Genomic DNA, 26,007 nt, shown 5'->3' on the forward strand with positions numbered 1-26,007 from the left:
TAAGAATCTTCATTTATTTTTCATTTTTCAAAGATCAAATTGGAAATTTTGAAGGTGGCCGCCAGTACCCTAGGGTACTGGAAATTGGCTCAACAACAATCTTTAAGAAATACTATACGAGGAGGAAAAAAAATGAAATCCATCGTGAAAACATTCGTATTGGCGGCATTGTCCGCTTGGATGCTGGCAGGCTGCAGCGCCAACGGGTCTGCTCCCGCGGCACCGGCGCAAGGCTCAAATGCGGCCGCGTCTTCAGCCGCCTCGGTACCGGCCAATTCCGCAGCCTCCGGCAGCACCGCGGCCCCAGGGACATCGGTGCCAGCGGCCGCGCCGGACAAAGGGGCAGCAAGCTCTGCGGCGGCACAGGCAAATACCGCCAAAAAGCTGAAAGTCGTAGCTACCTTTTACCCGATGGTCGAGTTCAGCAAACAAGTCGCAGGCGATCGCGCCGAAGTGATTGGCCTGATTCCGGCCGGTGCGGAACCTCACGATTGGGAGCCAAGCGCCAAGGATATGGTTCAGCTCAAGGAAGCCGACGTGTTTGTATATAACGGCATTGTTGAGGGTTGGGCGGAGAAAGCGCTGCAGAGCGCGGCAAACGACAAGCGGCTTGCGGTGGAAGCAAGCAAAGGGCTCGATTTGATCGAAGGCTCCGAAGATGAGGACGAAGACGAAGACCATGACCACAAAGCCGATCATAACCACGAAGCGGGCCATGACCATGCGCTTGATCCCCATGTTTGGCTGGATCCGGCTCTTGCTCAGAAAGAAGTCGCCGCAATCCAAGCCGCATTCGAAAAAGCCGATCCGGCGGGCAAAGACGAATACAAGAAAAACGCCGAGGCTTACATAGCCAAGCTGAAGGACCTGGATGCCGCTTTTAAAAAGGATTTAAGCGGTGTGAAACATAAAGAGTTCGTGACCCAGCATGCGGCGTTTGGTTATCTTGCTAAAAATTACGGGCTCACTCAGGTGCCGATCGCCGGTCTTTCCCCCGAACAGGAGCCGTCGCCGGATAAAATGGCGGGCATCGTCAAATTCGCCAAGGAAAAGCAAGTGAAAACGATCTTTTTCGAAACGCTGGTTGATCCGAAAATAGCGCAGACGATCGCCAAAGAAATCGGCGCCAAAACGGCCGTGCTGAACCCGTTGGAAGGACTGACGGATGAAGATAAGAAAAACAATCTCGATTATATCGGCATTATGAAAAACAATTTGGAAGCCTTAAAAAAGGCGCTAAACGAATAATTCAGCATGATCCTATATAGTAATTTTTACGATAAAGAGGTGGCTTTCCGCATGAATTTGAATCAAAAACTGCCGGTTACCGTTTTAAGCGGTTATTTAGGTGCCGGTAAAACAACAGTGCTTAATCATGTGCTGAACAACCGGAACGGGCTGAAGGTGGCGGTTATCGTCAACGATTTGAGCGAGGTTAATATCGATGCGGCTTTAATTCGCGAAGGCGGCGGCGTTTCCCGCACAGACGAAAAGCTGGTGGAGATGTCGAACGGCTGCATCTGCTGCACGCTGCGCGAAGATTTATTGCAGGAAGTGGAGAAGCTGGCGAAGGAAGGACGCTTCGATTATATCCTGATCGAGTCGACCGGGGTTGGGGAGCCGATCCCGGTTGCTCAGACGTTCACTTATATCGACGAGGAGCACGGCATCGATTTGACGCAATTTTGCCGGCTGGATTGCATGGTGACGGTGGTCGACGCTTACCGCTTCTGGCACGATTATTCGTCCGGAGAAACGCTGCTTGAACGCAGCCAAGCGGTGGGAACCGACGATACGCGGGAAGTGGTTGATCTGCTGATCGACCAGATCGAATTTTGCGATGTGCTGATCTTAAACAAATGCGACATGGTCAGGGAAAGCGATCTGGACGAGCTGGAAGGCGTGCTGCGTGCGCTGCAGCCCCGGGCGAAGCTGATTCGCTCCGTAAACGGGCAGGTAGATCCGGCGCAAATTTTAAACACTGGCTTGTTTAGCTTTGAAGAGGCCAGCGTGTCCGCGGGTTGGATACAGGAGATGGAAAAAGATGCTCATACGCCGGAAACCGAAGAATACGGAATCGCTTCTTTTGTATACGAGCGGAAAAAGCCGTTTCACCCCGGTCGGCTCATGAATTGGATGAAGCAATGGCCGGCGGAAATCGTACGCGCCAAAGGGATTATGTGGCTGGCTACGCGCAGCCGTTTGGCACAGAATATTAGCCAAGCCGGGCCTTCCATCCGTTTTGGTCCCGCCGGTTATTGGGTGGCGGCGCTGCCCGAGCAGGAGCGGCAGGCGATTTTGCAGGAAGAAGATGAGCTGGCCAGCAAGTGGGATGACGAATACGGTGACCGGGTCAATAAAGTGGTGTTTATCGGCATCGAAATGAACCGGCCGACGATCGAGTCCGAGCTGGACGCCTGTCTGCTGACGAATGAGGAAATGAAGCAGGATTGGAGCCGGTTTCCCGATCGGCTGCCGAATATGTCTGCGGAGCAGTTGGAAATTAGCGCACAATAAACGATCAGAATATACGAACTTACGGAGGTATGGCACATGAGAGTTGTCGTCACCCTTGCCTGCACGGAAACAGGCGATCGCAACTACACTACGACCAAAAACAAGAAGACACATCCCGGCAGATTGGAGCTGCGCAAATATTGCCCCCGTCTGAAGCGGCATACGCTGCACCGGGAAACAAGGTAAAGGGAAGCAGCCGGTGCGCAAACGCATTATGGGCTGCGGCCGTTTTCCGTCTGGACCATACGGACATTAAGTCTGTAGAATCCGAGGCTTCCGCAAACAGCGGAGCCTCTTTTGCTATTTTATACACCACTTGAGTGACTTAACCTTCTCTCTACTATGCTATAATAGAGCGAATACTAGGAGTCTGTCCGACGGATTAATTTTGGGAATATTTATTCATGCAGGTGTATGGAGGGTAAGGGAATGGTATGGAAAGTTTACGTCCGCCTTGAAAACCGTGTTTTTACCGTAAGGTAAATTCAAGAAAACACGGTTTTCACGAGCGGTGGAATGCCATCCCTTCCCGCAATAGCCGCACTCATGAATAAATATTCACCGGTTTACTTTCGTCGGACAGACTCCTAGAAAGGGAGAGGGATTTGGCTTTGTCTGATACGAATAAAGAACAGGCGATTTTGCTGGTGGACGGGATGGCGCTGCTGTTCCGCGCTTATTTCGCCTCCGCTTACGGAGGATACATACAAAAGACAAGTGCCGGCGTGCCGGTTAATGCGGTGCATGGGTTTGTCAAATATTTTTGGGATGCGGTGGAGCGGTTCGAACCTTCCCACGTAGCCTGCTGCTGGGATATGGGGAGCACGACGTTCCGAACGGAGAAATACCCGGATTACAAGGGCAACCGGCCTGAGGCGCCGGATGAGCTGATCCCGCAATTTTCGCTGGTGAAGGAAGTCGTGGAAAGCTTCGGCGTGCCGAATATCGGGATTCACGGCTTCGAGGCGGACGATTGTATCGGCACGTTGTCGCGCCATTTTGCCGGAGATGCCCATGTATACATACTAAGCGGCGACCACGATTTGCTGCAGCTCGTCAATGACGATGTGACTGTTGTCATTATGAAGAAAGGTTTTTCCAACTATGCGGTTTACAACCCGCAGCTGCTGCAGGAAGAGAAAGGCCTGACCCCGCCGCAGGTCATCGATATGAAGGGGCTGATGGGCGACACAAGCGACAATTACCCCGGCGTCAAGGGCATCGGCGAAAAAACGGCGCTGAAGCTCGTTCAGGAATACGGCTCCATCGACGGCATTTTGGCCAATATCGACAAGCTGCCTAAAGGCGTCCGCACCAAAATCGAAGCCGAACTGGACATGCTGCATTTATCGCGGGAACTCGCAACCATCTTGACCGAAGTGCCGGTTACCTGCGATTGGAACGAATGCCGCTGGAGCGTCGACCGCGGCCGGGTGCTGAGCAAGTTTGAGGAGCTTGAATTTAAAGGCCTGAGAAAAATTGTCGAAAACAGCAAGGTTGTATAAAAACTCGTAGAAAACCTAAATTTATTCCCCTTTTCCTCTCAACCGATAGTTTGTTAAAATAGCAGATAGGCTACATATCGTGTAGATAAAGCAATCCACTTTGGGAGGGAAATGCTTTGAGCAATATTAATGTATGGGAAAACGCAGAACCGGGCGTGAAACGTAAAATTTTTGAACCCGGCAAAACGATCATGATGATGGAAGTTCACTTTGAGGAAGGCGCGGAAGGCTACGAGCACAGCCATCCTCACGAGCAACTGTCCTATTGCACGAAAGGCAAGCTCGAATTTACGATCGACGGAGTGAAAACGGTCATCGGCGTGGGCGAAACGATCTACATTCCGAGTGGTGCGCGTCATGGCGCGAAGGCGTTGGAGCCGAGCATTCTGCTTGATACGTTCACACCGGTGCGCGAAGATTTGGTCAAACGCTAATCGTTTTGGCGAGACAGCCAAGGTTTGTTGGGACATGTGCCCGCAGCCTTGGTTTTTTTGTATATCGGATAGGGTACATGCCGCACGCTTTGCCGCATATCGGGTATAATAACGGAAAATAAGGTAAACCCGACAGGAGGAAATATGACGATCAGAGACGCCTTAAAAACCGATGTCAAGCCGGCAGCCCGTCTGCTGTACGACGCTTTGCACGATATAGCCCACCAATTGACAGGGGCGGCGGTGGAGACGGACGCATTAGCTGCGTTGGAAATGTTTTTCCAGCAAGAGACGGGGAGGTTAAGCTACCGCCAAGCCGTCGTCAAGGAGCTGGACGGGCATGTCGTTGGGATTCTTGTATCTTATGCCGGACCGGAAGCCGGCGAACTGGACCGTCCGATGGTGGAACGGCTGCGTCAGCTGAAAAACGATCCTAACGTGAAACTCGATAAAGAAGCGGAAGAAGATGAATATTACATCGACACATTGTCGGTATCGCCGCTTTGCATGGGACGGGGCATCGGCAGCGAATTGATTGGCGAAGCCGAGAGGCGGGCTTTAAACGCCGGTTACCGCCGCATCGCTCTGGCTGTCGAAGAAAGCAACGAAGGAGCGCACGCTTTATATGTGAAGCGTGGCTACCGGACCGATAAAGAAATAGCGATCAATCATAAAACATACAAACATATGATCAAAGATCTGTAATCAAAAAAAACAGCCCCCTATTTGCGGGGCCACTGAAAAAGTGAACGCTGCGTGAGCGAATCATGCTTCCGATCGCCAATTGTCCCTGAATTTCTTTGAATTTACCTGCTTGCGGCAGGTGAAATTCGGGGACAAAAGCGAACGCTGGCGCTTCTCCAGCATGATTTCGCTCACTTAAGCTGCTTTTTCAGTGACCTCCTATTTGCAGGAGGCTGTTTTTTGATTAAGGTCTAGATGTCCGTAAAATGGATCCCGCCGACTACTTCGCTTAAGAAAGAGCGCAGCTCGCCCGCTTCTTCTTCGTTCAGCTTGTAGGCGTGCTCCAGATAACCTTCCTCTTCCAGGTCATCGGGACCGATGACTGCCGAACGCCCGGTTTGGAGATCGATGACCAGTTTTTTCCCGTAATAACGATTGGTATTTACAATGGCCAGATCAAACCGGCGCAGCGTTTCGCCGACAAAGCACAGCCACCTGGTTGTCGTTTCTTCTTTGGTATCGTATAAAAAATCAAATTCAGACATAACCTGCCCCCCTCGGTACAATTTACCTTACGATTATACACGATCAAATTCAAATAATAAATTTTCATTTGCCGCAAAAAGTGATAGAATTTATTGAAAGCGATGCTAGATTAAAATGATTTTAATTTTAAGGAGGAAGTTACACATTATGGCTAAGCCTAAAATGAGAAGTGATATGATTAAAAAAGGCTTCGACCGCGCCCCTCACCGCAGTTTGCTGCGTGCTGCCGGCGTGAAAGAAGAAGATTTCGATAAACCGTTTATTGCGGTGTGCAACTCTTACATCGACATTATTCCGGGCCACGTGCATTTGCAGGAATTCGGCAAACTCGTGAAAGAAGCGATCCGCGAAGCGGGCGGCGTGCCGTTCGAGTTCAACACCATCGGTGTAGACGACGGTATCGCCATGGGCCACATCGGTATGCGTTACTCGCTGCCAAGCCGCGAAATTATCGCCGATTCCGTAGAAACGGTCGTATCCGCTCACTGGTTTGACGGTATGGTATGTATTCCGAACTGCGATAAAATCACCCCGGGCATGATGATGGGCATGCTGCGCGTCAACATTCCGACGATCATGGTTAGCGGCGGTCCAATGAAAGCCGGCCGGACAAGCGACGGCAAAGCGATCTCCTTGACTTCTGTATTTGAAGGCGTTGGCGCATACCAAGTCGGTAAGATCGACGACAAAACGTTGCTAGAGCTGGAACAATACGGCTGTCCGACTTGCGGATCCTGTTCCGGCATGTTTACCGCCAACTCGATGAACTGTCTCGCCGAAGGTCTTGGGCTTGCTCTCCCGGGCAACGGCACGATCCTGGCGATTTCCGAAGACCGCAAAGAGTTTGTGAAAAAGTCCGCTCGCCAGTTGATGGAGCTGATCAAACTGGACATCAAACCTCGCGACATCGTGACTATCGATGCGATCGACAACGCGTTTGCGCTGGACATGGCGATGGGCGGTTCGACCAATACCGTGCTTCACACTTTGGCGCTTGCTCAAGAAGCAGGAATCGAATATCCGATCGAACGCATCAACGAAGTGGCTAACCGCGTGCCGCATTTGGCGAAAATCGCACCAGCCTCCGATTATCATATCGAAGACGTGCACAATGCCGGCGGCGTGAGTGCAATCATCAACGAGTTGTTGAAAAAGCCGGGAGCCATCAACGGCGACGTGATCACCGTAACCGGCAAAACGCTGCGCGAAAACGTGGCAGGCTGCGAAATTTTGGACAAGGATGTGCTCCATCCGCTCGACAACCCGCACAGCGAACGCGGCGGACTGGCTGTATTGTTCGGCAACCTGGCTCCGGAAGGCAGCATCATCAAGGTTGGCGCCGTCGACAAATCCGTAGGCGGACGCCATGTGGGTCCGGCTATCTGCTTTGACTCGCAAGAGGACGCGCTGGCCGGTATCGCCGGGGGCAAAGTAAAAGAAGGCCACGTTGTCGTTATTCGCTACGAAGGTCCTAAGGGCGGCCCGGGCATGCCTGAGATGCTTGCGCCTACGTCGCAAATCGTCGGCATGGGTCTCGGAGCCAAAGTCGGTTTGATCACCGACGGCCGTTTCTCCGGCGCATCCCGCGGCATCAGCATCGGTCACATCTCCCCGGAAGCGGCTGAAGGCGGCCCGATCGCTTTTGTCGAAGACGGCGACATCATCGATCTGGATCTGGTCAACCGTACCATCCAGCTGCAAGTCAGCGACGAAGAATTCGAACGCCGCCGCGCGAACTGGAAAGGCTTCGAGCCGAAGGTAAAAACAGGCTACCTAGCCCGTTATTCCAAACTCGTGACCAACGCCAGCTCCGGTGGAGTTATGAAAATTTAATCGGCATGCGATAAACGAAAGACTGCATACCCGCGAGCAGCGGGCCGTGCAGTCTTTTTGCCGTTGTCAACGTGCGCGCGAATCCGCTGCACGTATGGCGGCGTCAGAATGGCGGTGGAACGGACCATTGCCGCCCTCACGTCGAAAGGCAACACGGCGGTGTGGCTTTTCTCGGATTTAGCAGGGCATCCCGGCGTTGCGGCTTCTCTCGAATGTTAGCCGCACATTCCGGGCCAGGACAGTACGGACGAAGCTGCTTTACTCTCCGGAATCGTCTTCCCAGCTTTCGGTATGTGTTTCGTGATCCCCTGGATATTCCCGCGGCATATCGGCGTGCAGCTCGCGATTTTCATAGGTGAAGGCGCTTTGTGGACGCTGTTCCGGGCGCCACGGAGAGCTTTTGCCAAGCATATCGCTCACCAGATCGGAGCCGTAAGGACCTTCGGGGAACTCTTCCGGCGCCAAATCGTTGCGCTGCGATTCCACTGTCGACAGATCGGTATAGCTGTCTTCGGCTTCGGGGGCATAGCTTTTCCGCACTTTGGTGACGCGTTCATCAAGCTGGTTATTATCTATATCCATATTATTCCTCCTGCGTTGGTATGTTTCCATGCCATTTGTTCAGCTTTATCCGTGCTTCCCCACATTTTGCCCCGTGCTTGGCGCTCTTATCCAGCGCTGCCGCCCTTACATTCGGCTTGATTTCTGCAGCTTATCCATGATAAAATGGAATTAATTTCAAACAAGCGGGGAAGCACCTCTCTACCTTTAACGGGTCGGGGAGGTGCTTTTTTGCGTTTGAAATAACCAATATCGAAGGGGAGGCGTTATGAAATGAACGTGATTTTTTTGACCACACTGGAAAAAAAGACCGCCGAAGACCGCGTCAGAACCGCCATTTTAACTGTAGCCGAGCAAAAGGGTGAATGGCAAGTGTCATGGAGCGAAGCGCCCGAAGAAGGAAAAGTAAGGCAAAGCAGCTGGTATGAAGGACGCAGCTGGGAAGAGATGATGAGCCAATTCCGCCAAAATCTGCGAAGCAAACAATCCGAAGGGTTCCGTTTCCTCATCGATGCGGTATCCGCAGATCCGCTTGAGCTGTTTGGCGGAAAATATATACAATCGCTTATACTGCAATATTACAGTGAGCAGATCAGCCATGACGAGTTGTATGAACAGCTGAAGGCATGGCGCCGCGAGCAATCGGCCAAGGAAGGAAAGTCGCCTTTTATTGTCGCATCGAATAAGCTGCTCAAGATGGTCAGCGCATTTATCCCGCATACGGCGGCGGAACTGGCGCAGTTGCCTGGATTTGGCGAGAACAAACTGAAACTTTATGGGGAGGCGATGCTTGGGATCACGCGTCAATTCCCGCGGGAAAGCGAATTTCCGCTTACTTGGGTAGAGCATGTCATTCACCGTACGGATTTTGCCGTTTGGCTGCAGCGGCAGAAGGAGGAGAAACGCCAGGCCGATCAACAGAAGCAGGAGACCAAGCTGCGGCTTCTCCAAGGCGTGTCCGAAGGAGTGGACATTACCCACTTGATGAAACAAACGTCGCTGAAGCGCAGGGAGGTCGTAACTTGGGTCGAGGAGTTGGATGGCGAGGGTTATGACATGGGCCCGCTGCTTGAAGCCGAGCTGAAGACGGTGTCCCAGGACGAAATCGAGCAGGCGCTTGACGCTTTCGCAAAGCTGGGGGACCGCTATCTGAAACCGGTGCTTGAGGCGATCGTTAGACCGGCCGAGATGAAATCGAAGGACCTCGACCGCACATACGAATGGCTTCGCCTGCTGCGGCTCCGTTTCCGCAAGCAAAAAAGCCTCGACATCGTCGAGGCGGGGTAAGGCGGATTTTCGCCTTGCACGGTTCATTTCCGCACTGGTGTGACGGAACGTGATAACGCAATCTTACAGCCAATCTTTTTTACGGAATACAAGCAGCATCGTAAGACCTACCAAGATCATAAAAATCAGGATGGCTACGCCGCCGTATTCCCAATGCAATCCGGGAATATATTCGAAGTTCATTCCATAGATGCCGGTAATGAAGGTCAGCGGCATGAATATCGTCGTCAGCGCCGTAAATATCCGCATGATTTCGTTCGCGCGGTTGGCGACGCTGGACTGGTATGCTTCTCGCAAGTTGCCCATCAGGTCGCGGAACGTATCAAACGTTTCCGCGATCTTAATCGCATTTTCGTAAATATCGCCGAAATATTTTTTGAGCGGCTCGCTAATCAGCCGCAGTTCCTTTTTGTTTAACGCGGCGAGCACCTCGCGCTGAGGGACTAGCACCTTTTTCAACCATAAGATTTCGCTTCGCAAGCCGATAATTTCGTGCAGGTGCGATTTTTTCGTGTGGACCAGAATGTCTTCTTCAAGTTTCTCGATTTTGGCTTCGATACGGTCCGCTACGATCGTATAATTGTCGACAACCAAATCGATCAAGTGATACAGAAAATAATCGGGAGCGGAGATTTCTTCTTCCCACAGAATCGGCTTTAAAGTCCGGATTTCGTTGATTTTCTGTCTTGTTACCGTAATAATGTAGTGTTTCCCGAGAAAAATGTTCAGCGACCGCAAGAAAATTTCTTCATCGTCAAACCGGATGCTGTTCATGACGATGAAATAATGCGAATCGTAAATTTCAATTTTCGGACGCTGCTCCTCTTCCATCAAGCAGTCTTCAACGGCCAAATCGTGCAGATGAAAAAGCGGCTGCAGGATGCTTAAGTCCTCCACGCGCGCGTCAATCCAGTAAAAACCGGAAACGGGTTGGGTAATCGTTTGGGTAATATCGTCAATAATTGTAAAAATGCCGTTTTGCACCAAGCGTGCCTTCATCTGTCTCACCCTTTCGGTTCAAGGGAAAGCAGCCGGCATCCCGCTATGATTTGGTGCCCACCACCATAGTACGAGCCGACTGGAATCCCATTACCATATAAAATTGTCTTTTTTGGTATTGGCTACTCCTACTTCGGTCCCCGTCCATTCGCGGCTGTGCACCTCATTTTCTTTATAAAGTGGCTAATACTTGTCTAGTATATACCTTCATTTTCCACACTTCAATAATAAAATATGCCAGTTCGCTCCCGGGGTGAAAGATAGATTTTGCGGCCTGCGGAGCGGGTTTTTATGTTTTTGCAAAAGCCTGCCGCGGATGCGTTTTCACCTCAGTTTACCGCTTGACGGAACGCCGGTTTTCGATTACATTATTAATAACAATTTCATATTGTTTGGAGCTCTTATCAAGAGTAGGTGGAGGGACTAGCCCTATGATACCCGGCAACCGACAATCCTTTTCGTTCGGAAAGGAAAGCACGGTGCTAATTCTTGCGGAAGCGTAAGCTTCTGGGAGATGAGAGAGGACAATTTGTTGCGTTACGCAGACAAAACCTTTCTTGAGCCCTGAGGAAGGTTTTTTTATGTTCCTCGGGCGAGCGCTCCTGATTTAGAATCATTAAACTCAAACGAGGAGTGAGTGGGATGCCGATTAAAATTCCGGATCATTTGCCTGCAAAAGAAATATTGAGTGGGGAAAACATTTTTGTGATGGATGAGTCTATCGCCTTTCATCAAGATATCCGTCCGCTGCGGATCGCCATACTGAATTTAATGCCAACCAAAGAAACGACCGAAACGCAAATATTGCGATTGCTGGGCAATACGGCGCTGCAAGTGGAGTTTGTGCTGCTGCATCCGAAGACCCATACATCGAAAAATACGTCTGCCGAGCATCTGCAGCAGTTTTATAAAACGTTCGACGATGTGAAATACGAAAGGTTTGACGGCATGATTATTACCGGCGCGCCGGTTGAAACGCTTGATTTTGAAGATGTATATTATTGGGAGGAACTACAGCAAATTATGGAGTGGAGCAATCACAACGTGACCTCTACTTTCCATATTTGCTGGGCGGCGCAAGCCGGGCTGTACCATCATTTCGGCGTGCCGAAGCACCCGCTGCCTGAAAAAATGTTCGGCGTTTTCCCGCATTATATTTCCAAGCCAAATGTGAAGCTGCTGCGCGGTTTTGACGAGACGTTTTTTGCTCCGCAATCGCGTCATACGGAAGTGCGCAGGGAAGATATCGAGAAGGTGCAGGGGCTGGAAATTTGGTCCGAATCCGAGGATTCCGGCGTTTATATCGCCGCTTCCAGCGACGGCAAGCATATTTTCGTAACCGGCCATTCCGAATACGATGCGTGTACACTGAAATACGAATACGACCGGGACATTAACAAAGGCATGGACGTTGCAGTACCGAAAAATTATTACCCGAACGACGATCCAAGCAGGAATCCGCTTGTTACTTGGCGGGCTCATGCCAACCTGCTGTTCTCGAACTGGCTTAACTATTATGTATACCAAGAAACGCCTTACGATCTGTACAAAGGAGAATTCGTTATATGACTTTGAAGGAAAACCTGCAAGGCTTAACTATCGAAAGCAGACTCGCGCAAATCGGCTCCCAATCGGAGCCGGTTACCGGGGCTGTCAGCTTCCCGGTTTACCAGGCGACGGCGTTCCGTCATCCGAAGCTGGGACAAAGCACCGGCTTCGATTATTCGCGTACGAAAAACCCGACCCGCGCTGTCTTGGAAGAAGCGATCGCGGATTTGGAGTCCGGCGATGCCGGTTTTGCCTGCAGTTCGGGCATGGCAGCGCTGCAAACGATTTTTGCTTTGTTCAGCCAAGGCGATCATCTGATCGTCTCGCTGGATCTGTACGGCGGCACTTACCGGCTGCTGGAGCGCATTATGTCCCGGTTTGGCGTCACCGCCACTTATGTCGATACGAACGATTTGGACGCGCTCGAATCAAATTGTAAACCAAACACCAAGGCGATCCTGATCGAAACGCCGACCAACCCGCTGATGATGGTCACCGATTTGGAGCTTGTATGCGGCTGGGCCCAAAAGAAAGGTATTTTGTCCATCGTCGACAACACGCTGCTGACGCCGTTTTTTCAGCGTCCGATCGAGCTTGGCGCCGATATCGTCGTTCACAGCGCGACCAAATATCTCGGCGGCCACAACGACGTGCTTGCCGGCCTGATCGTGACCAAAGGCAAAGAGCTTTCCGAGCAGATGGCGTTTCTGCATAACTCCATCGGTGCGGTGTTGAACCCGCAGGACAGCTGGCTGCTGATGCGCGGCATGAAGACATTGGCCATCCGGATGGAGCGCCATCAGTTAAACGCGACCCAAATCGCTCAGTTCCTGGAGCAGCATCCACAGGTTGAACAGGTATATTATCCTGCGCTGCCGACCCATCCGGGACATGAGATTCAGAATAAACAATCGTCCGGCAATACCGGCATTTTCTCTTTTAAAATGAAAGACGCCCGCTATATCGAGCCGATTCTCCGTCACATCCAGCTGATCGCTTTCGCCGAAAGCTTGGGCGGCGTAGAATCGCTGATGACTTACCCGGCCGTGCAGACGCATGCCGACATTCCTGAAGAAATCCGCCGCCAAGTCGGCGTGGACGATAAGCTGCTGCGTTATTCGGTAGGCATTGAGCACGTGGACGATCTGATTGCCGATTTGGCCCGCGCCATCGAGCTTGCTCAAGCGGAGCTGGAAGGAGGCCGTTAAAAGCGATGTCGGAAGAGACGACAAACAACAAAGATTTTGCGACAAGGCTCATTCATTTCGGTGCAGAAATCGATAAAACGACCGGAGCTTCCAGCGTTCCGATTTACCAGGCGTCGACGTTTCATCATTTTGATTTGGAAAACCCTCCCGAGTTTGACTACAGCCGCTCGGGCAATCCGACCCGTCAGGCGCTTGAAGATTACATAGCGATGCTGGAGGGCGGCGTGCGCGGTTTTGCGTTTGCCTCCGGTATGGCCGCCATCTCTTCGGCATTTATGATTTTGTCGGCAGGCGATCATGTGATCTGCACAGAAGACGTGTACGGCGGCACTTACCGGCTGCTGACGACGATCCTGAACCGCATGAACATCGGGACGACGTTTGTCGATATGACCGATATCGACGAAGTGAAAGCGGCGCTCAGACCGAATACGAAAGCTGTATTTATCGAGACGCCGTCCAATCCGACTTTGAAAATTACGGATATCCGGGAAGTGGCCGAGTGGGCCAAAGAGAACGGTTTGATCACGATGCTGGACAACACGTTTATGACGCCATATCACCAGCGTCCGATCGAACACGGCATCGATATCGTGCTGCACAGCGCAACGAAGTTTCTTGGCGGCCACAGCGACGTGTTGGCCGGTCTGGCCGTTGCGGCTAACGAAAGCATGGCTGTGCGTCTCAAGATGATTCAGAACGGCATGGGCAGCGTGCTGAGCGCTCAGGAGAGCTGGCTGCTGATGCGCGGGATGAAAACGCTGAAGGCGCGGATGGAAGCGTCTGAAGCTAGCGCCCGCCGTTTGGCGGAGTGGCTGTCGCAGCATCCCGGCATCGACAAGGTATATTATCCCGGCTTAGCGGATCATCCCCGCCGCGAGGTGCACGAGAAGCAGTCGCTGGGCTACGGCGCTGTTGTATCGTTTGACGTCGGATCGGGTGATAAAGCCAAACAACTGCTTAGCAAGGTGAACATTCCGCTAGTTGCGGTCAGCTTGGGCGCGGTGGAGAGCATTTTGTCTTATCCGGCGATGATGTCTCACGCTTCCATGCCCCGCGAAGTGCGTTTGGAACGCGGCATTACCGACGGACTGGTCCGCTATTCGGTAGGGCTTGAGGATATCGGCGATATTATTGCCGATTTGGAGCAAGCGCTGAAATAGCAGCCGGTTGATATTTCAAAGGGAACGAATGCCCGGCTTTGCGGGCTTATATAGTTGAGTATGGCCCATCCTTCGGGGTGGGTCTTTTTAAAGCAGCCGGGTTTTATAGGATGCTGTGAAATCAATCACATAGTGACGTATAGGCTCGTTTGTGGTACGATTATAGAATACAATTGAGTGAGGATAGGAGTGCTTGACGATGAGCTTGATCGATCCGATATTGTCCAAGGCGCTTGCGGGCGAACGCATTGGGCTGGAAGAATGCGTAACGCTGTACGAATCCGATGAGATCGAAAAATTGGGACACACCGCCAATCAAATTATGTTGAAGTTGCATCCCGAGCCGATTACGACATTTGTCATCGGACGTAACGTTAACTATACAAATATTTGCGACGTATACTGCCGTTTCTGTGCGTTTTACCGCGCTCCCGGCTCGAACGAAGGATATGTGCTGCCGGATGAAGTTATTTTTCAAAAAATCCAAGAAACCATTGATGTAGGCGGCACCGAAATATTGATGCAGGGCGGCACGAACCCGAATCTGCCGTTTACGTACTACACCAACTTGTTGCGCGAAATCAAAAAGCGCTTCCCGCAAATTACGATGCACTCGTTTTCCCCGGCGGAGATCATGAAGATGAAGGACGTCTCGGAAGGTTTGTCGCTGGAGGAAGTGATCCGTCAAATTCATGAAGCCGGGCTTGATTCGCTGCCGGGCGGAGGCGCGGAAATTTTGGATGACCGCACGCGCCGCAAGATCAGCCGTATGAAGGGCTCCTGGCGTGATTGGATGGATGTTATGGAAACAGCGCATAAAGTGGGCATGCATACGACCGGGACGATGGTGATCGGTTTCGGCGAATCGATGGAGGAGCGGGCCTTACACATGATCCGCATCCGCGACGCGCAGGATGAGTGCATCAAGAACGGCTACAACACGCCGGGTTTCCTTGCTTTTATCCCGTGGACGTTCCAGCCGGACAACACCAACCTGAAAGTCGAACGCAAGCAAACGCCGGAGGAATATTTGAAGACGGTGGCGATCGGCCGCATCATGATGGACAATATTCCGCATATGCAGTCATCTTGGGTGACGATGGGACCGGAGGTTGGCAAGCTGTCGCTGCACTACGGTTGCGACGATTTCGGCAGCACGATGATCGAAGAAAACGTCGTTTCCGCGGCAGGCACTACACACAAGGTCAACATTGGCTCGACACTGCAAATCATCCGCGAAGCGGGTAAAATCCCGGCGCAGCGCAATACGAAATACGAAACCCTGCGTGTGTTCGACGACGAGTCGGTGACGTCGGTAGATAATGATTTTGTCATGCAGAACTAATTCTAATGATTATCTTGCTTATTAAAGCTTGCCTAAACCTATTCCATTAAAGCGGAGCGGGTTCGGCAAGCTTTTTTCTCATGTATGGATGATAGTCTCCTCCCACTCCTGCCAAATTGTTGATTGTATATATGGCACTTGCGAACCATATACTTTATAAGAATCTTTGGCAGGGCGAAGGGAGTGGGATGCATGAAGCTGTTTACGATCACATTAATGAACTCGGCGGAAGAGACGGCGGAACAATTGCTGAAAAGCATAGAACAATGTATCGTTCATTTACATATCAACCTGGACAGCGTTCAACTGGATAAAGTGAATCTGAAAGGTTGCACGCAAATTACGGTATTGGGTGTGCTGCCCTTGTTTCAGTTGGGGGGACGGACGGACGATATATACCGTAAGGCCGCCGAATGCGTCGCCGAAATGATTGTAAAAGAACAGGAATTGTCGCTGATGGAGGGTCTCATTTCCAGCAAATACGGATTTGATCAAGCTGAGGAACAAACGGCGATCATGGCATATTGCCGGCAGATGCTGCAAGGAGATCAAAGCGCCATCGGGTTTGACAAATCAACGATACCGCGGCGCATCATGAAACTTACTGATGCGTTGCACCGTTACTTACAGGAGTATACGGATCTCAATGTTCAAGGATTTATCCGGTTTCGGCTGCCTGATTACATCGATGAGCTAAGAGAAGTCGTGGAATATGCGATTGATGAGTATTTAATGGATAAGCAATATCAGGAATTTATCTCGCTGCTTAAATATTTTGTCTACATTCAGGAAGCCAAGATTCCGGTGGCCCATCTTATTCATAACGGAGGTAACGAGTTTACGCTGCTGAATGACGAGTTGGAACCAATCGATACCGAACATGTCGAAGGTACGGTTACCGTCGAAATGATCGAAAAAGACATTAATTTCGAGAATATGATCGTCAGCACACTCATTACCGTTTCACCACAAAAAATTATGATCCACACCCGCGAGCCGGAGGTTCAGGTCATCAGCACCATTATGCAAATCTTTGAAGACCGGACGGAAATTTGCGGATATTGCAAACTGTGCAAGTCCTTGCTTGGCGAGCCTAAAGCGATCAGCGGAGCTCTGCAATTGGGCGAACAATCTTGACATTGGCTGCGCAGGTTATTATGATAATGAAATAAGGCTACGACCAAAGATAACGATTGCCGGATAGAACCGTGCAGAGAGAAGGAACTTGGCTGTAATTCCTTCCGGAGCTCGCCGTCAATTTACCCCTTTGCAGCTGCGACAGGAAAACCAGCAGGAATTGCCGGTGAGTAAATGTTGCCGGGTCATTCCCGTTATCGAATGCTTAAAATGAGGATTCATGTATTGCTTTTGTTGTGGCATGGATCAAACTTAGGGTGGAACCACGAGACCAAGCGCACTCGTCCCTTTGGGGATTGAGGCGCTTTTTTGCTTTTTTGAGATTTTACAAAAACTAGGAGGTCGAACAACATGGCGGTAAATATTACATTTCCGGATGGCAGAATCAAGGAATACAGCGACGGTACAACCATTGAGCAAATCGCCGAATCCATCAGTCCCGGACTGAAAAAAAATGCCGTAGCTGGCAAGGTGAACGGCAAAGTCGTCGATTTGAACACGGCTATGGAGGAAGATGCGAAAATTGAGATCGTCACATTGGACAGCCAGGACGGTCTTGAGGTGCTGCGTCACAGCACGGCGCATTTGATGGCCCAAGCGATCAAACGGATTTTCGGCATTACCGAAGTGAAGTTGGGCATCGGGCCGGTCATCGAAGATGGCTTTTATTACGACATCGATATGGAAACATCGCTCACACCCGAACATCTCGAAAAGATTGAAAGGGAAATGGAGCGGATTGTCCAAGAAAACCTGCCGATCGCACGCCGTATCGTACCTCGCGAGGAAGCGATCCGCATCTATAAAGAATTGGGGGATCCGCTCAAGCTGGACCTGATTGACGGTTTGCCGGAAGGTGCAGAAATCAGCATCTACGAGCAAGGCGAGTTTTTCGACTTGTGCCGCGGTCCTCACCTGCCGTCCACTGGCAGAATCAAAGCATTCAAACTGCTGAGCATAGCGGGGGCTTATTGGAGAGGCGATGCCAAAAACAAAATGCTGCAGCGTATTTACGGCACGGCATTTGCGAAGAAAGCCGATCTGGATGAGCACTTGAAGTTGTTGGAAGAAGCGAAAAAACGCGATCACCGCAAGCTCGGCAGAGAGCTGAAAATGTTCACGTTCTCCCGTGAAGTTGGACAAGGCTTGCCGTTGTGGCTTCCGCATGGGGCAAAGCTGCGCCGTACGATGGAGCGTTATATTGTCGACCTGGAGGAAAGACTCGGCTACCAGCATGTGTACACTCCGGTGCTCGCCAATGTGGAGCTGTACAAAACATCCGGACACTGGGAGCATTATTCCGAAGATATGTTCCCCAAAATGGTCATGGATAATGAAGAATTGGTGCTTCGTCCGATGAACTGTCCGCATCATATGATGGTTTACAAAAGCGACATGCGCAGCTACCGCGAGCTGCCGATCCGGATTGCCGAACTTGGCATGATGCACCGTTACGAAATGTCCGGCGCCTTGACCGGTCTTCACCGCGTACGTGCGATGACGCTGAACGACGCGCACATCTTCTGCCGTCCCGATCAGATCAAGGAAGAGTTTGCCCGTGTCGTTAACCTGATCAGACAAGTATACGAGGATTTCGGCATCAAGGATTACCGTTTCCGTTTATCGTACCGCGATCCGCAGGATAAGGAAAAATATTTCCAAGACGACGCGATGTGGGAAATGTCCCAACGCATGCTGCGCGAAGTTGTCGAAGAACTGGGGCTGCCGTTCTATGAGGCGGAAGGCGAAGCCGCATTCTACGGGCCGAAGCTGGACGTGCAGATTAAAACCGCGCTGAAAAAAGAAGAAACGTTGTCCACCGCACAGCTTGACTTCCTGCTGCCGGAACGATTCCAATTGGAGTACGTAGGCGACGACGGTCAAAAACACCGTCCGGTTGTCATTCACCGCGGAATCATCTCGACGATGGAACGGATGACGGCTTTCCTGCTGGAGAATTTCGCCGGCGCTTTGCCGACTTGGCTTTCACCGGTCCAGGCCCGCGTCATCCCGGTTTCGACGGCGTACGAAGAGTACTCCAACCAAGTAACCGAAGCATTGCAGCTGGCAGGCATTTATACGGAAGCCGATAACCGCAACGAAAAGCTCGGTTATAAAATCCGTGAAGCGCAGCTGGAGAAAATTCCGTTTATGCTTGTTGTCGGCGAAAATGAAATGAAGGCGGGTACGGTTTCCGTGCGCCGCCGCGGCGAAGGCGATCTTGGTTCGAAGTCGATTGCCGATGCGGCCGCCCTGATCGGGGAAGAAATTCGCACGAAAAAGCAATAAACTCCAAATAAAGTAAAAAGTTAATAAGCAGCAAAAAGGCGGTGGATCAGCATCCATCGTCTTTTTGCCGTGCTGGGGCGAATAGGCAGAAATGGCAATGATGCATGTTTTTATGGCTTGCTGGAAACCTTATGAAGTAAGACACCGTGTGCATATCAGCTTCTGGTCAGATGCGGTCTCTTACATCAAGGGAGGTATTGCAAAAACATGCTGCCCAAAAAGGCAACCCAAGTTAAATGGATCTGTCTGATGGTTATGGTGACAATCATGTTTGTTTATATGGATCAAGAAAGGCAGCCTGTTACGGAGCCGGCGGCTTCTCCAGCTTTATCGATGCCAACGGTTTCGGCGGCGGTTTCAACAGGAAACGCTGCCGAACCGGCTGAAGCGATCGCTGCAGCCGCTCAAAGCGCAGATATGCCCTCAAAAGAAAAGACGGTTTCCAAGGCAAGTACCTATGTGCATGAGCCGAGTCTTAAACATGATTTATCGCAATACGTATCCATCGAAGTTGTCGCTACCGGCTATTATGCCGGAAAGGAGTCGACCGGAAAAACCCCGGGCCATCCGGAATACGGGGTAACTTACTCAGGAATTAAGGTGCGCCGCGACAATAAAGCAATCTCTACGATTGCTGCCGATCCCAATGTATTTCCGCTGGGTACGGTGCTTTATATACCCGGTTACGGCTATGGCATCGTCGCCGATACAGGGAGTATGGTGAAAGGCAACCGGATCGACCTGTATTTTGAAACCAAAGACCAGATTTATAAAGAATGGGGCAAGAAAACGGTCAACGTGTTTGTCGTTAAGAAAGGTGAAGGGAAAGTCAACGAGGCGATGTTAAATGTGCTGGAGCGGGAAATATTATCGTAAGCGCCGACTTAAAAAATCCACAAATAGCCAACATATTTATCGATAGGACTTCCCATACTATATGCAACGGGAGGTGATTACTTATGGCAAAAAACAATAAGCAAAACAAACAAAAACAACAAAACGATGTTGAGTTCGCTCAAGAGGTTGGTTCCAACAACCAACAATCTTCCAGAAACAAAGCTAACCAAGGATCGAATAAATAAATAGCATACAGATTATGCCGCTCAAGGTAAAAAGGGAAGCATCCGCTTGTAGTTTGAAGCATGCTTCTCTTTTTTTGTTAATACATATTAAGGTATAATCGAATCAATTACAACGGATAACATTAGAGGTTCGATGGGGGCTAAAAAAATGAACGATGAGCAGCTTATTCATCCCGATATCAGGCTGGGCGAAGTCCGATTAAAAGTAAGCGATCTGGATAGATCGCTGCAGTTTTATCAAGACGTAATTGGCTTGAGCGTCTTGAAGCGGGAAGGTCAAGCCGCCGGATTAACGGCGGACGGGAAACACGTTCTGATCGAGCTGGAAGAGGTAACCGACGCTTTTATTGTGCCGCGGCGGTCGTTTGCGGGGCTTTATCATTTTGCCATCCTTCTGCCCGAACGTAAGGATCTTGGGCTCTCGCTGCGTCATTTGATCGAAACCGGCATCCACATCGGCGCGTCAGATCATTTGGTCAGCGAAGCGCTGTACATTACCGATCCGGATCACAACGGGATCGAGATTTATTGCGATAGGCCACGGGCAAGCTGGCCCTTTAACGCTGACGGCAGTGTGAAGATGGCCACGGATCCGCTCGATGGGGACGGTCTGCAAAGTGAAGCCGAAGGTTTGGAATGGAACGGCTTGCCCGCAGGAACAACCATCGGCCATGTTCATTTTCATGTCAGCGACATCCAGCAAGCCAAGCGGTTTTATTGTACTGTTCTCGGTTTCCAAGTGATGGCTGATCTGGTCGGATCCATGGGGGCGCTTTTCATATCGGCAGGCGGTTATCATCACCATATCGGGCTTAATATGTGGGCTGGAAGGGGGGCGCCGGTTCCTCCCGCAAATGCAACGGGCTTGGCGTATTTCGCGGTCCTATTTCCCGATGCCGGGGCCTTGAATGAGACAGTGCAGCGCCTGCAGCGTGCAGGTGTGACTGTCGACCGGGAAGGGGACGTTTACACGGCGAAAGACCCTTCGGGAATCACGTTAAAATTAAAGCATTAGCCATCTATAACAGATCCCGGTTTATGTTGAACCGGGATTTATTTGTAAGCATGGGAACAAAGCTTCGTTCAGTACCCTGTTAAGCCTCGCTGATAGGGCATTCATGGGCAGCTTATTTCACATGAAATCATTTTTTTATTCCCAAATAAGACGAATTGTTGTAAAATGAACTCATTGTAATTTTAGTTTACATGAAGAGATAGGTGATATTTCATGCTGAACGCGATGATAACAGGGAGTTCGATGAAGGTGTTCCAGAGGAAAGCGGCGGAAGTATATCCTTTTCTTGAAATTTATATTGCCCGGAGAGAGCAGAAAATCGCAGAGATCGAGCAGATTATCGAACGTTACGAGAAGAAAAGAATGATGGAGGAACGGGCGTACCGCACGATGTCGCCGCTTCGCCGCATGTTTACGGGCAAGAAGCCGGACCATCATCTCGCAGTCGAATACATCCATTATGTGAAGAAGCCAATGGAACAAATGCGCCAGCTGCGCATGGAAATTGAATACGCGAGGACGTTGTTAAGTCAGTCCGATCCGTCAGATATGATTACATTGACCCCCGAAATGGAAAAGGAATTCGAATAAAAACCTCCGGCTGCTGCCGGAGGTTTGTTTTTTTTAGAGTAATTTGTCGCAAGAAAGCTTCCGCCAAAACGCGAATGGCCTGGCAAACGGGCTTCGTCCGGGACCTGAGATTGCTCTTATTGCTCTTTCTTTGCATCGATGGAAGTGGGGTTAAGCTGCTTCAAATCGATAAAGTCATGTTCTTCGCTGTAAGCGGGAACCCCGTGAATGCCGACATCCAGACCGACAAGTTCTTCATCGCGGCTGACTCGAACCGGAACAAACCGTTTAATCAGCTTAAACGCGCTCCAAGTCAAAACAAATCCCCAGATGCTGACGACGATAAGCCCAAGCGCCTGGACGCCAAGCAGCTGCCAGCCGCCTCCGTAGAACAAACCGGCAGGGCCGCTTGTCAGCTCCGGCTTGGCAAACAAACCTACGGCGATCGTACCGATGCTGCCGCTCACCCCATGTACGGCGAAAGCGCCGACCGGATCGTCGATGGTTCTCGATTCAACCCATTCGGTGGCAAGAACCATGGCGATGCCGCATACAATTCCGATAAAGATGGCTGCGCCGTCGCCGACAAACGCACATCCTGCGGTAATGCCCACAAGTCCGGCCAAAGCTCCGTTAATGACCATAGGCGGGTCGGATTTACGGTAACGCAGCATCGTAAACAAGATGCAGGTTGCGCTGCCGGCCGCCGCCGACAGCATCGTTGTTACCGCTATATGCCCGATGGACCCGTTAGTGGCGCTGAGGGTGCTGCCGGAATTGAAACCAAACCAGCCGAACCAAAGAATAAAAGCACCAACAGACGCGAGAGGCAAGTTCGAGGGAGGCACGATGTTAGCTTTCCCGTCTTTGCCGAACTTTCCGATCCGCGGGCCTACGACGATGGCCGCTGCCAAGGCGGAGAAGCCGCCTAACGCATGGATGACGGCCGAACCTGCGAAGTCGATCATCCCCAGTTTGCCAAGCCAGCCTCCTGCGCTCCATACCCAATGCCCGGCAATCGGATAGATCAATCCGGTCATCACAATCGTATAAATGATATATGCGTGAAAATTCATGCGTTCCGCTACTGCCCCGGAAACAATCGAAATAACGGCGATGACAAACGCGCATTGGAACAGCCAGTACGTATCGTTGGAAATCGTCAGGCTAATATGACTGAGGTCTCCGCCCAACATAAAGCCGCTGGTGCCGATCAAACCTGCGGCATCTTTGCCGTACATGAAAGCGAAGCCGAGAAAATAAAACACAAGCGCCCCAAAGGAGATATCGACAAATACTTTCATAATGATGCTGACCGCATTTTTTTGCCGGACAAAACCTGCCTCGAGAAGGGCGAAGCCGCCTTCCATCAATAAAATCATAGCAGCGGTCAATACGACCCAAATCGTGTCCATGCCGCTCTTCAGTGCGGCGAGATCCATAGTATTCTCCCCTTTTGCTTACATGTATAGCGCTTTCGTCACTCATTATAAGGTTCCTATGATAATTATGTCAACGGAATGAGTTAGATAAATTGACATAAGGAATTGGATTGTAAAATTGTTGTGTCGCTCCGTCTTGAGACGGATGCCGCTGTCCACCTTACGCCGCTTTGCATAACTTCGAGAAAAGCTTACAATGATTCATAACAAGATGATGTTTTTCGAAGGAGACGAACTTATGTTATGAATCCTCCATTTTTGAGAAAACTGCTGTTCGGTTTTGGTCTGATTGGGGTTGGCGTATTATTTCTATTAAGTCAAAACGGCATCATCCAGCTGAGCATCGGATCGGTGATTTCTATTTTTTGGCCGGTTTTGCTGATATGCTTTGGCTTAAGCGGTTTGTTCCGCCGGCATAAGCACCGGGGCTGGCCGGGGGCTTACTTATGGAGCGTCATCGTGACGGGCGTCGGCACCGTGCTGCTGTTAAACAATTTGAATATTACGGACATATCCTTCCACGATGTATTCCAATACATGCTTCCGCTGCTGTTGATCGTCTTTGGTATCGGCTTATTGTTCAGTCCGCCGCGTGAAGAGCGGAAGAAAGAACGCCATGAATGGAGAGAGCGCCGCAAGGAGGAAAAACGCAGATGGAAAGAAGCCATGAAGAACGGGTATGCTTCTTCGGCCGAATATTACAAGGAAGCGCACGATTACATCCATACGGAGTGGAAGCGTAATAAGGAAGAAAGAAACAGCTTTATCGGAGATATTTTTTTGGGCCAGGACTATTGGGAGTTAACTCCGACGAATATTGCGCATTTTATCGGCGATACCGTGATAGATTTGACAAAGGCGTCCATTCCTTTTGGCGAAACGCTGATTACAGTCTCGGCATTCGTTGGAGATGTCAAGCTGCTTGTTCCGAATGATTACGATGTCGAGGTTCGCGTGGAGGCTTCCGCTTTTATCGGCGATATGAATGTGCTGGACCGCCGCGAGAGCGGGATGATGCGGCATATCGCCACGCAAAGTCCGCATTATGCGGATGCAGGTAAAAAAGTGCGCCTTGTCGTAAATATGTTTATCGGCGATGTCGTTGTGAAAAGGGTGGGGTAACGATGCTTTCACAGCGGATGACAAATATTAAATGGAAGCTGCTGTTTTATTTTGGATTATCGACGCTGCTTGTATTAGTCGGCTTTATCGCGGCCATTCATTATTTAATCGATTGGCTGCAAACCCCGGAATTGCTGCTTTCCGTACTGGCCGCGCTGCTGCTGTTAGGCCTCGCGGTCGGTTTTTTTGCGGCGCGGAAGGTGCAGCGCGGTATAGACAAGCTTCATCTGTCGATGATTGAGCTGGCTCAAGGGAATTGGTCCAATCGGCTGGCCGCAGATCCGGCCGATTCGTTTCATCAGCTGTACCGCGATTTTAATGAGATGGCCTACGCTGTGGAGAATCGGCTTCAACTGCTGCAGAAATCTGCGGAAGAACGGGTGCTGGAAACTCATTCTTCGGAAAAGGCTGTGACCGAGGAGCGAAAGCGGCTGGCCCGTGATTTGCATGATACGGTCAGCCAGCAGTTGTTTGCCATCCACATGTCGGCCGCTTCCCTGCCTAAGTTAATTGAGCTGAAATCGGACGCCGCGGCGCCGATTATTGAGCAATTGACGCAGATGTCGCATCATGCGCAAAAGCAAATTCGCGGTTTGATCGCCCAGCTCAGACCCATCGAGTTGGAAGGTGTCTCGCTGCAGGAAGGCCTCGACCGGTGGTTCCCCGATTACTGCCGGCAGAATGTGCTGCAGGGGAGGCTGGAGCTGAGACTTCCCGAACCGCTGTCGGAAGCGATGGAACACCAGCTGTTTCTGATTGTGCAGGAAGGTATGGCGAATGTAGTCAAACACGCTTCGGCCGGGTCGGTTGTCTTATCGATTATGGATGCCGGCCACCAGGTCATGCTGCAGATCGAAGACGACGGCCAAGGTTTTAGTAAAATAGAGGTGAACACCCATTCATATGGACTGACCACAATGCGGGAACGCGCGCAGAAGTTGGGCGGGCAGCTGGAAATTGCAAGCAAACCGGGTACGGGAACGACACTCAAAGTTAAAATTCCAAAGTTTAAGGAAACGTAAAGGTGGCCGGATCAATGAGCAGTAAAATCAAAGTATTGATTGTTGACGATCATGACATGGTGCGTATTGGATTGCGTACTTTTTTATCGTTGGAGGCGGAATTGGAAGTGGTCGGGGAAGCGGTTAACGGCCATGAAGCCGTTCAGTATATTGAGCGCGGCGAGAATTTGCCGGATGTCGTGCTGATGGATTTAATGATGCCGGTGATGGATGGGGTGGAGGCGACCAGAAGGCTGCAAGCGCTCCGTAAGGAATTAAAAATCGTGCTGCTCACGAGTTTTCTTGAAGACGAGAAGGTGCTGGCGGCTGTGGAAGCGGGAGCGACAAGCTACGTGCTGAAGACGGTTTCCTCGGATCAACTGGTCAAAGTGGTCAAAAGCGCCCACCAAGGCTTGCCGGAGATGAATCCGGAAGTCGCTCAGGCATTAAGCCGCGGATTAAGGCAGCGTTCCGTACAAGGGGCGGACGACGGCATTACGGCAAGGGAAAGAGAAGTGCTGCTGCTGATAGCTGAAGGAAAAACCAACCAGGAAATAGCCGACGAGCTGCATATCGGTATTAAGACGGTCAAAACACATGTCAGCAATTTGCTGATGAAGCTGGAGCTGGCGGATCGCACGCAGCTGGCCATCTATGCCCACAGAAACGGAATGGGCGGCAAGGCGTAACACATAAAACAACCGGCAAACGCTCATCCT

Annotated in this window: 25 protein-coding genes and 1 riboswitch; of the genes, 21 read left to right on the top strand and 4 right to left on the bottom strand. The window is 50.9% G+C overall.

The window, feature by feature from the left end; translation table 11 throughout:
- Positions 1–132 precede the first annotated feature (132 nt).
- From EYB31_RS34095 to EYB31_RS34120, 6 genes are all read left to right on the top strand, one after another.
- Entirely contained in the window at positions 133–1,248 is a 1,116-nt protein-coding gene (locus tag EYB31_RS34095; protein ID WP_240763154.1) for a metal ABC transporter substrate-binding protein, read from the top strand.
- 51 nt (positions 1,249–1,299) lie between these two features.
- Entirely contained in the window at positions 1,300–2,517 is a 1,218-nt protein-coding gene (locus EYB31_RS34100; RefSeq protein ID WP_165452765.1) for a GTP-binding protein, read from the top strand.
- Positions 2,518–2,553: 36 nt separating this feature from the next.
- Positions 2,554–2,703: a 50S ribosomal protein L33 gene (gene rpmG / locus EYB31_RS34105; protein ID WP_131018061.1), complete on the top strand. Its 150-nt coding sequence runs from the start codon at positions 2,554–2,556 to the stop codon at positions 2,701–2,703.
- 425 nt (positions 2,704–3,128) lie between these two features.
- A complete protein-coding gene (locus tag EYB31_RS34110) occupies positions 3,129–4,022 on the top strand; it encodes a 5'-3' exonuclease (protein WP_276322124.1) in 894 nt (297 codons plus the stop codon).
- Between the two features lie 116 nt (positions 4,023–4,138).
- Positions 4,139–4,456, top strand: a complete 318-nt coding sequence (locus EYB31_RS34115; RefSeq protein ID WP_131018062.1) for a cupin domain-containing protein — start codon at positions 4,139–4,141, stop codon at positions 4,454–4,456.
- Between the two features lie 144 nt (positions 4,457–4,600).
- A complete protein-coding gene (locus EYB31_RS34120; protein WP_131018063.1) occupies positions 4,601–5,161 on the top strand; it encodes a GNAT family N-acetyltransferase in 561 nt (186 codons plus the stop codon).
- Between the two features lie 230 nt (positions 5,162–5,391).
- On the opposite strand, the gene EYB31_RS34125 is transcribed toward EYB31_RS34120, so the two are convergent.
- Positions 5,392–5,685: a DUF3055 domain-containing protein gene (locus EYB31_RS34125; protein ID WP_131018064.1), complete on the bottom strand. Its 294-nt coding sequence runs from the start codon at positions 5,683–5,685 to the stop codon at positions 5,392–5,394.
- Between the two features lie 148 nt (positions 5,686–5,833).
- On the opposite strand from EYB31_RS34125, the gene ilvD reads away from it, so the two are divergent.
- Entirely contained in the window at positions 5,834–7,519 is a 1,686-nt protein-coding gene (gene ilvD, locus EYB31_RS34130) for a dihydroxy-acid dehydratase (RefSeq protein WP_131018065.1), read from the top strand.
- Positions 7,520–7,777: 258 nt separating this feature from the next.
- Here the strand turns inward: ilvD and EYB31_RS34135 are convergent, their stop codons facing one another.
- A complete protein-coding gene (locus EYB31_RS34135) occupies positions 7,778–8,101 on the bottom strand; it encodes a hypothetical protein (RefSeq protein ID WP_240763155.1) in 324 nt (107 codons plus the stop codon).
- 252 nt (positions 8,102–8,353) lie between these two features.
- Between EYB31_RS34135 and EYB31_RS34140 the strand changes: the two genes are divergently transcribed.
- A complete protein-coding gene (locus tag EYB31_RS34140) occupies positions 8,354–9,367 on the top strand; it encodes an HRDC domain-containing protein (protein ID WP_131018066.1) in 1,014 nt (337 codons plus the stop codon).
- A 63-nt stretch (positions 9,368–9,430) separates the two neighbouring features.
- On the opposite strand, the gene corA is transcribed toward EYB31_RS34140, so the two are convergent.
- Positions 9,431–10,366, bottom strand: coding sequence for a magnesium/cobalt transporter CorA (corA, locus tag EYB31_RS34145; protein ID WP_131018067.1), 936 nt, complete (start codon positions 10,364–10,366; stop codon positions 9,431–9,433).
- Between the two features lie 398 nt (positions 10,367–10,764).
- A riboswitch (SAM riboswitch) is annotated at positions 10,765–10,887 on the top strand.
- Positions 10,888–11,008: 121 nt separating this feature from the next.
- Here corA and metA point away from each other — a divergent pair.
- The 10 genes from metA to EYB31_RS34190 all read left to right on the top strand — a co-directional run bounded on the left by metA (position 11,009) and on the right by EYB31_RS34190 (position 21,744).
- Positions 11,009–11,935 carry a homoserine O-acetyltransferase MetA gene (metA, locus tag EYB31_RS34150; RefSeq protein WP_131018068.1) on the top strand — a complete coding sequence of 309 codons (927 nt, stop codon included), beginning with the start codon at positions 11,009–11,011 and terminating at the stop codon, positions 11,933–11,935.
- On the top strand, positions 11,932–13,122 hold the full coding sequence (locus EYB31_RS34155) for an aminotransferase class I/II-fold pyridoxal phosphate-dependent enzyme (RefSeq protein WP_131018069.1): 1,191 nt from the start codon (positions 11,932–11,934) through the stop codon (positions 13,120–13,122). The genes metA and EYB31_RS34155 overlap by 4 nt, the downstream gene beginning before the upstream one ends.
- 5 nt (positions 13,123–13,127) lie before the next feature.
- Positions 13,128–14,285: a trans-sulfuration enzyme family protein gene (locus EYB31_RS34160; RefSeq protein WP_131018070.1), complete on the top strand. Its 1,158-nt coding sequence runs from the start codon at positions 13,128–13,130 to the stop codon at positions 14,283–14,285.
- Between the two features lie 199 nt (positions 14,286–14,484).
- Positions 14,485–15,630, top strand: coding sequence for a cyclic dehypoxanthinyl futalosine synthase (mqnC, locus tag EYB31_RS34165; protein WP_131018071.1), 1,146 nt, complete (start codon positions 14,485–14,487; stop codon positions 15,628–15,630).
- A gap of 192 nt (positions 15,631–15,822) precedes the next feature.
- Positions 15,823–16,767, top strand: a complete 945-nt coding sequence (gene ytxC / locus EYB31_RS34170; protein WP_131018072.1) for a putative sporulation protein YtxC — start codon at positions 15,823–15,825, stop codon at positions 16,765–16,767.
- Positions 16,768–17,118: 351 nt separating this feature from the next.
- Positions 17,119–19,056, top strand: a complete 1,938-nt coding sequence (gene thrS / locus EYB31_RS34175; protein WP_131018073.1) for a threonine--tRNA ligase — start codon at positions 17,119–17,121, stop codon at positions 19,054–19,056.
- 207 nt (positions 19,057–19,263) lie between these two features.
- Entirely contained in the window at positions 19,264–19,932 is a 669-nt protein-coding gene (locus tag EYB31_RS34180; RefSeq protein WP_131018074.1) for a 3D domain-containing protein, read from the top strand.
- Positions 19,933–20,015: 83 nt separating this feature from the next.
- Positions 20,016–20,138 (top strand): hypothetical protein, encoded by a 123-nt coding sequence (locus EYB31_RS41345; RefSeq protein WP_276322125.1) that lies wholly within the window; start codon positions 20,016–20,018, stop codon positions 20,136–20,138.
- A gap of 148 nt (positions 20,139–20,286) precedes the next feature.
- Entirely contained in the window at positions 20,287–21,153 is an 867-nt protein-coding gene (locus EYB31_RS34185; RefSeq protein ID WP_131018075.1) for a VOC family protein, read from the top strand.
- Between the two features lie 213 nt (positions 21,154–21,366).
- Positions 21,367–21,744, top strand: coding sequence for a nitrogenase component 1 family protein (locus EYB31_RS34190; RefSeq protein WP_170318295.1), 378 nt, complete (start codon positions 21,367–21,369; stop codon positions 21,742–21,744).
- A gap of 116 nt (positions 21,745–21,860) precedes the next feature.
- Here the strand turns inward: EYB31_RS34190 and EYB31_RS34195 are convergent, their stop codons facing one another.
- Entirely contained in the window at positions 21,861–23,165 is a 1,305-nt protein-coding gene (locus EYB31_RS34195) for an ammonium transporter (RefSeq protein WP_131018076.1), read from the bottom strand.
- A 243-nt stretch (positions 23,166–23,408) separates the two neighbouring features.
- Here EYB31_RS34195 and liaF point away from each other — a divergent pair, with 243 nt between their 5' ends.
- Genes liaF through EYB31_RS34210 form a run of 3 tightly spaced genes read left to right on the top strand, consistent with a single transcriptional unit; the run spans position 23,409 to position 25,977 of the window.
- Positions 23,409–24,287 carry a cell wall-active antibiotics response protein LiaF gene (gene liaF, locus EYB31_RS34200; RefSeq protein WP_131018077.1) on the top strand — a complete coding sequence of 293 codons (879 nt, stop codon included), beginning with the start codon at positions 23,409–23,411 and terminating at the stop codon, positions 24,285–24,287.
- Positions 24,288–24,304: 17 nt separating this feature from the next.
- The gene (locus EYB31_RS34205; protein ID WP_240763156.1) at positions 24,305–25,309 is read left to right on the top strand and encodes a HAMP domain-containing sensor histidine kinase; all 1,005 of its coding nucleotides are present in this window, start codon (positions 24,305–24,307) and stop codon (positions 25,307–25,309) included.
- A 14-nt stretch (positions 25,310–25,323) separates the two neighbouring features.
- Positions 25,324–25,977, top strand: a complete 654-nt coding sequence (locus EYB31_RS34210; protein ID WP_131018079.1) for a response regulator — start codon at positions 25,324–25,326, stop codon at positions 25,975–25,977.
- Positions 25,978–26,007 lie beyond the last annotated feature (30 nt).

The organism is Paenibacillus thalictri, from assembly GCF_004307995.1.
Taxonomy (GTDB): domain Bacteria; phylum Bacillota; class Bacilli; order Paenibacillales; family NBRC-103111; genus Paenibacillus_AF; species Paenibacillus_AF thalictri.

What these genes read in the sequence shown, in the direction of transcription:
- EYB31_RS34195 (WP_131018076.1), bottom strand. Translation starts at nt 23,165, where the DNA reads ATGGATCTCGCCGCACTGAAGAGCGGCATGGACACGATTTGGGTCGTA.
- EYB31_RS34100 (WP_165452765.1), top strand. Translation starts at nt 1,300, where the DNA reads ATGAATTTGAATCAAAAACTGCCGGTTACCGTTTTAAGCGGTTATTTA.
- metA (WP_131018068.1), top strand. Translation starts at nt 11,009, where the DNA reads ATGCCGATTAAAATTCCGGATCATTTGCCTGCAAAAGAAATATTGAGT.
- EYB31_RS34185 (WP_131018075.1), top strand. Translation starts at nt 20,287, where the DNA reads ATGAACGATGAGCAGCTTATTCATCCCGATATCAGGCTGGGCGAAGTC.
- EYB31_RS34135 (WP_240763155.1), bottom strand. Translation starts at nt 8,101, where the DNA reads ATGGATATAGATAATAACCAGCTTGATGAACGCGTCACCAAAGTGCGG.
- EYB31_RS34125 (WP_131018064.1), bottom strand. Translation starts at nt 5,685, where the DNA reads ATGTCTGAATTTGATTTTTTATACGATACCAAAGAAGAAACGACAACC.
- corA (WP_131018067.1), bottom strand. Translation starts at nt 10,366, where the DNA reads ATGAAGGCACGCTTGGTGCAAAACGGCATTTTTACAATTATTGACGAT.
- EYB31_RS34210 (WP_131018079.1), top strand. Translation starts at nt 25,324, where the DNA reads ATGAGCAGTAAAATCAAAGTATTGATTGTTGACGATCATGACATGGTG.
- EYB31_RS34095 (WP_240763154.1), top strand. Translation starts at nt 133, where the DNA reads ATGAAATCCATCGTGAAAACATTCGTATTGGCGGCATTGTCCGCTTGG.
- EYB31_RS34205 (WP_240763156.1), top strand. Translation starts at nt 24,305, where the DNA reads ATGACAAATATTAAATGGAAGCTGCTGTTTTATTTTGGATTATCGACG.
- ilvD (WP_131018065.1), top strand. Translation starts at nt 5,834, where the DNA reads ATGGCTAAGCCTAAAATGAGAAGTGATATGATTAAAAAAGGCTTCGAC.
- EYB31_RS34155 (WP_131018069.1), top strand. Translation starts at nt 11,932, where the DNA reads ATGACTTTGAAGGAAAACCTGCAAGGCTTAACTATCGAAAGCAGACTC.
- EYB31_RS34180 (WP_131018074.1), top strand. Translation starts at nt 19,264, where the DNA reads ATGCTGCCCAAAAAGGCAACCCAAGTTAAATGGATCTGTCTGATGGTT.
- EYB31_RS34120 (WP_131018063.1), top strand. Translation starts at nt 4,601, where the DNA reads ATGACGATCAGAGACGCCTTAAAAACCGATGTCAAGCCGGCAGCCCGT.
- EYB31_RS34160 (WP_131018070.1), top strand. Translation starts at nt 13,128, where the DNA reads ATGTCGGAAGAGACGACAAACAACAAAGATTTTGCGACAAGGCTCATT.
- thrS (WP_131018073.1), top strand. Translation starts at nt 17,119, where the DNA reads ATGGCGGTAAATATTACATTTCCGGATGGCAGAATCAAGGAATACAGC.
- mqnC (WP_131018071.1), top strand. Translation starts at nt 14,485, where the DNA reads ATGAGCTTGATCGATCCGATATTGTCCAAGGCGCTTGCGGGCGAACGC.
- EYB31_RS34140 (WP_131018066.1), top strand. Translation starts at nt 8,354, where the DNA reads ATGAACGTGATTTTTTTGACCACACTGGAAAAAAAGACCGCCGAAGAC.
- liaF (WP_131018077.1), top strand. Translation starts at nt 23,409, where the DNA reads ATGAATCCTCCATTTTTGAGAAAACTGCTGTTCGGTTTTGGTCTGATT.
- rpmG (WP_131018061.1), top strand. Translation starts at nt 2,554, where the DNA reads ATGAGAGTTGTCGTCACCCTTGCCTGCACGGAAACAGGCGATCGCAAC.
- EYB31_RS34190 (WP_170318295.1), top strand. Translation starts at nt 21,367, where the DNA reads ATGCTGAACGCGATGATAACAGGGAGTTCGATGAAGGTGTTCCAGAGG.
- EYB31_RS41345 (WP_276322125.1), top strand. Translation starts at nt 20,016, where the DNA reads ATGGCAAAAAACAATAAGCAAAACAAACAAAAACAACAAAACGATGTT.
- ytxC (WP_131018072.1), top strand. Translation starts at nt 15,823, where the DNA reads ATGAAGCTGTTTACGATCACATTAATGAACTCGGCGGAAGAGACGGCG.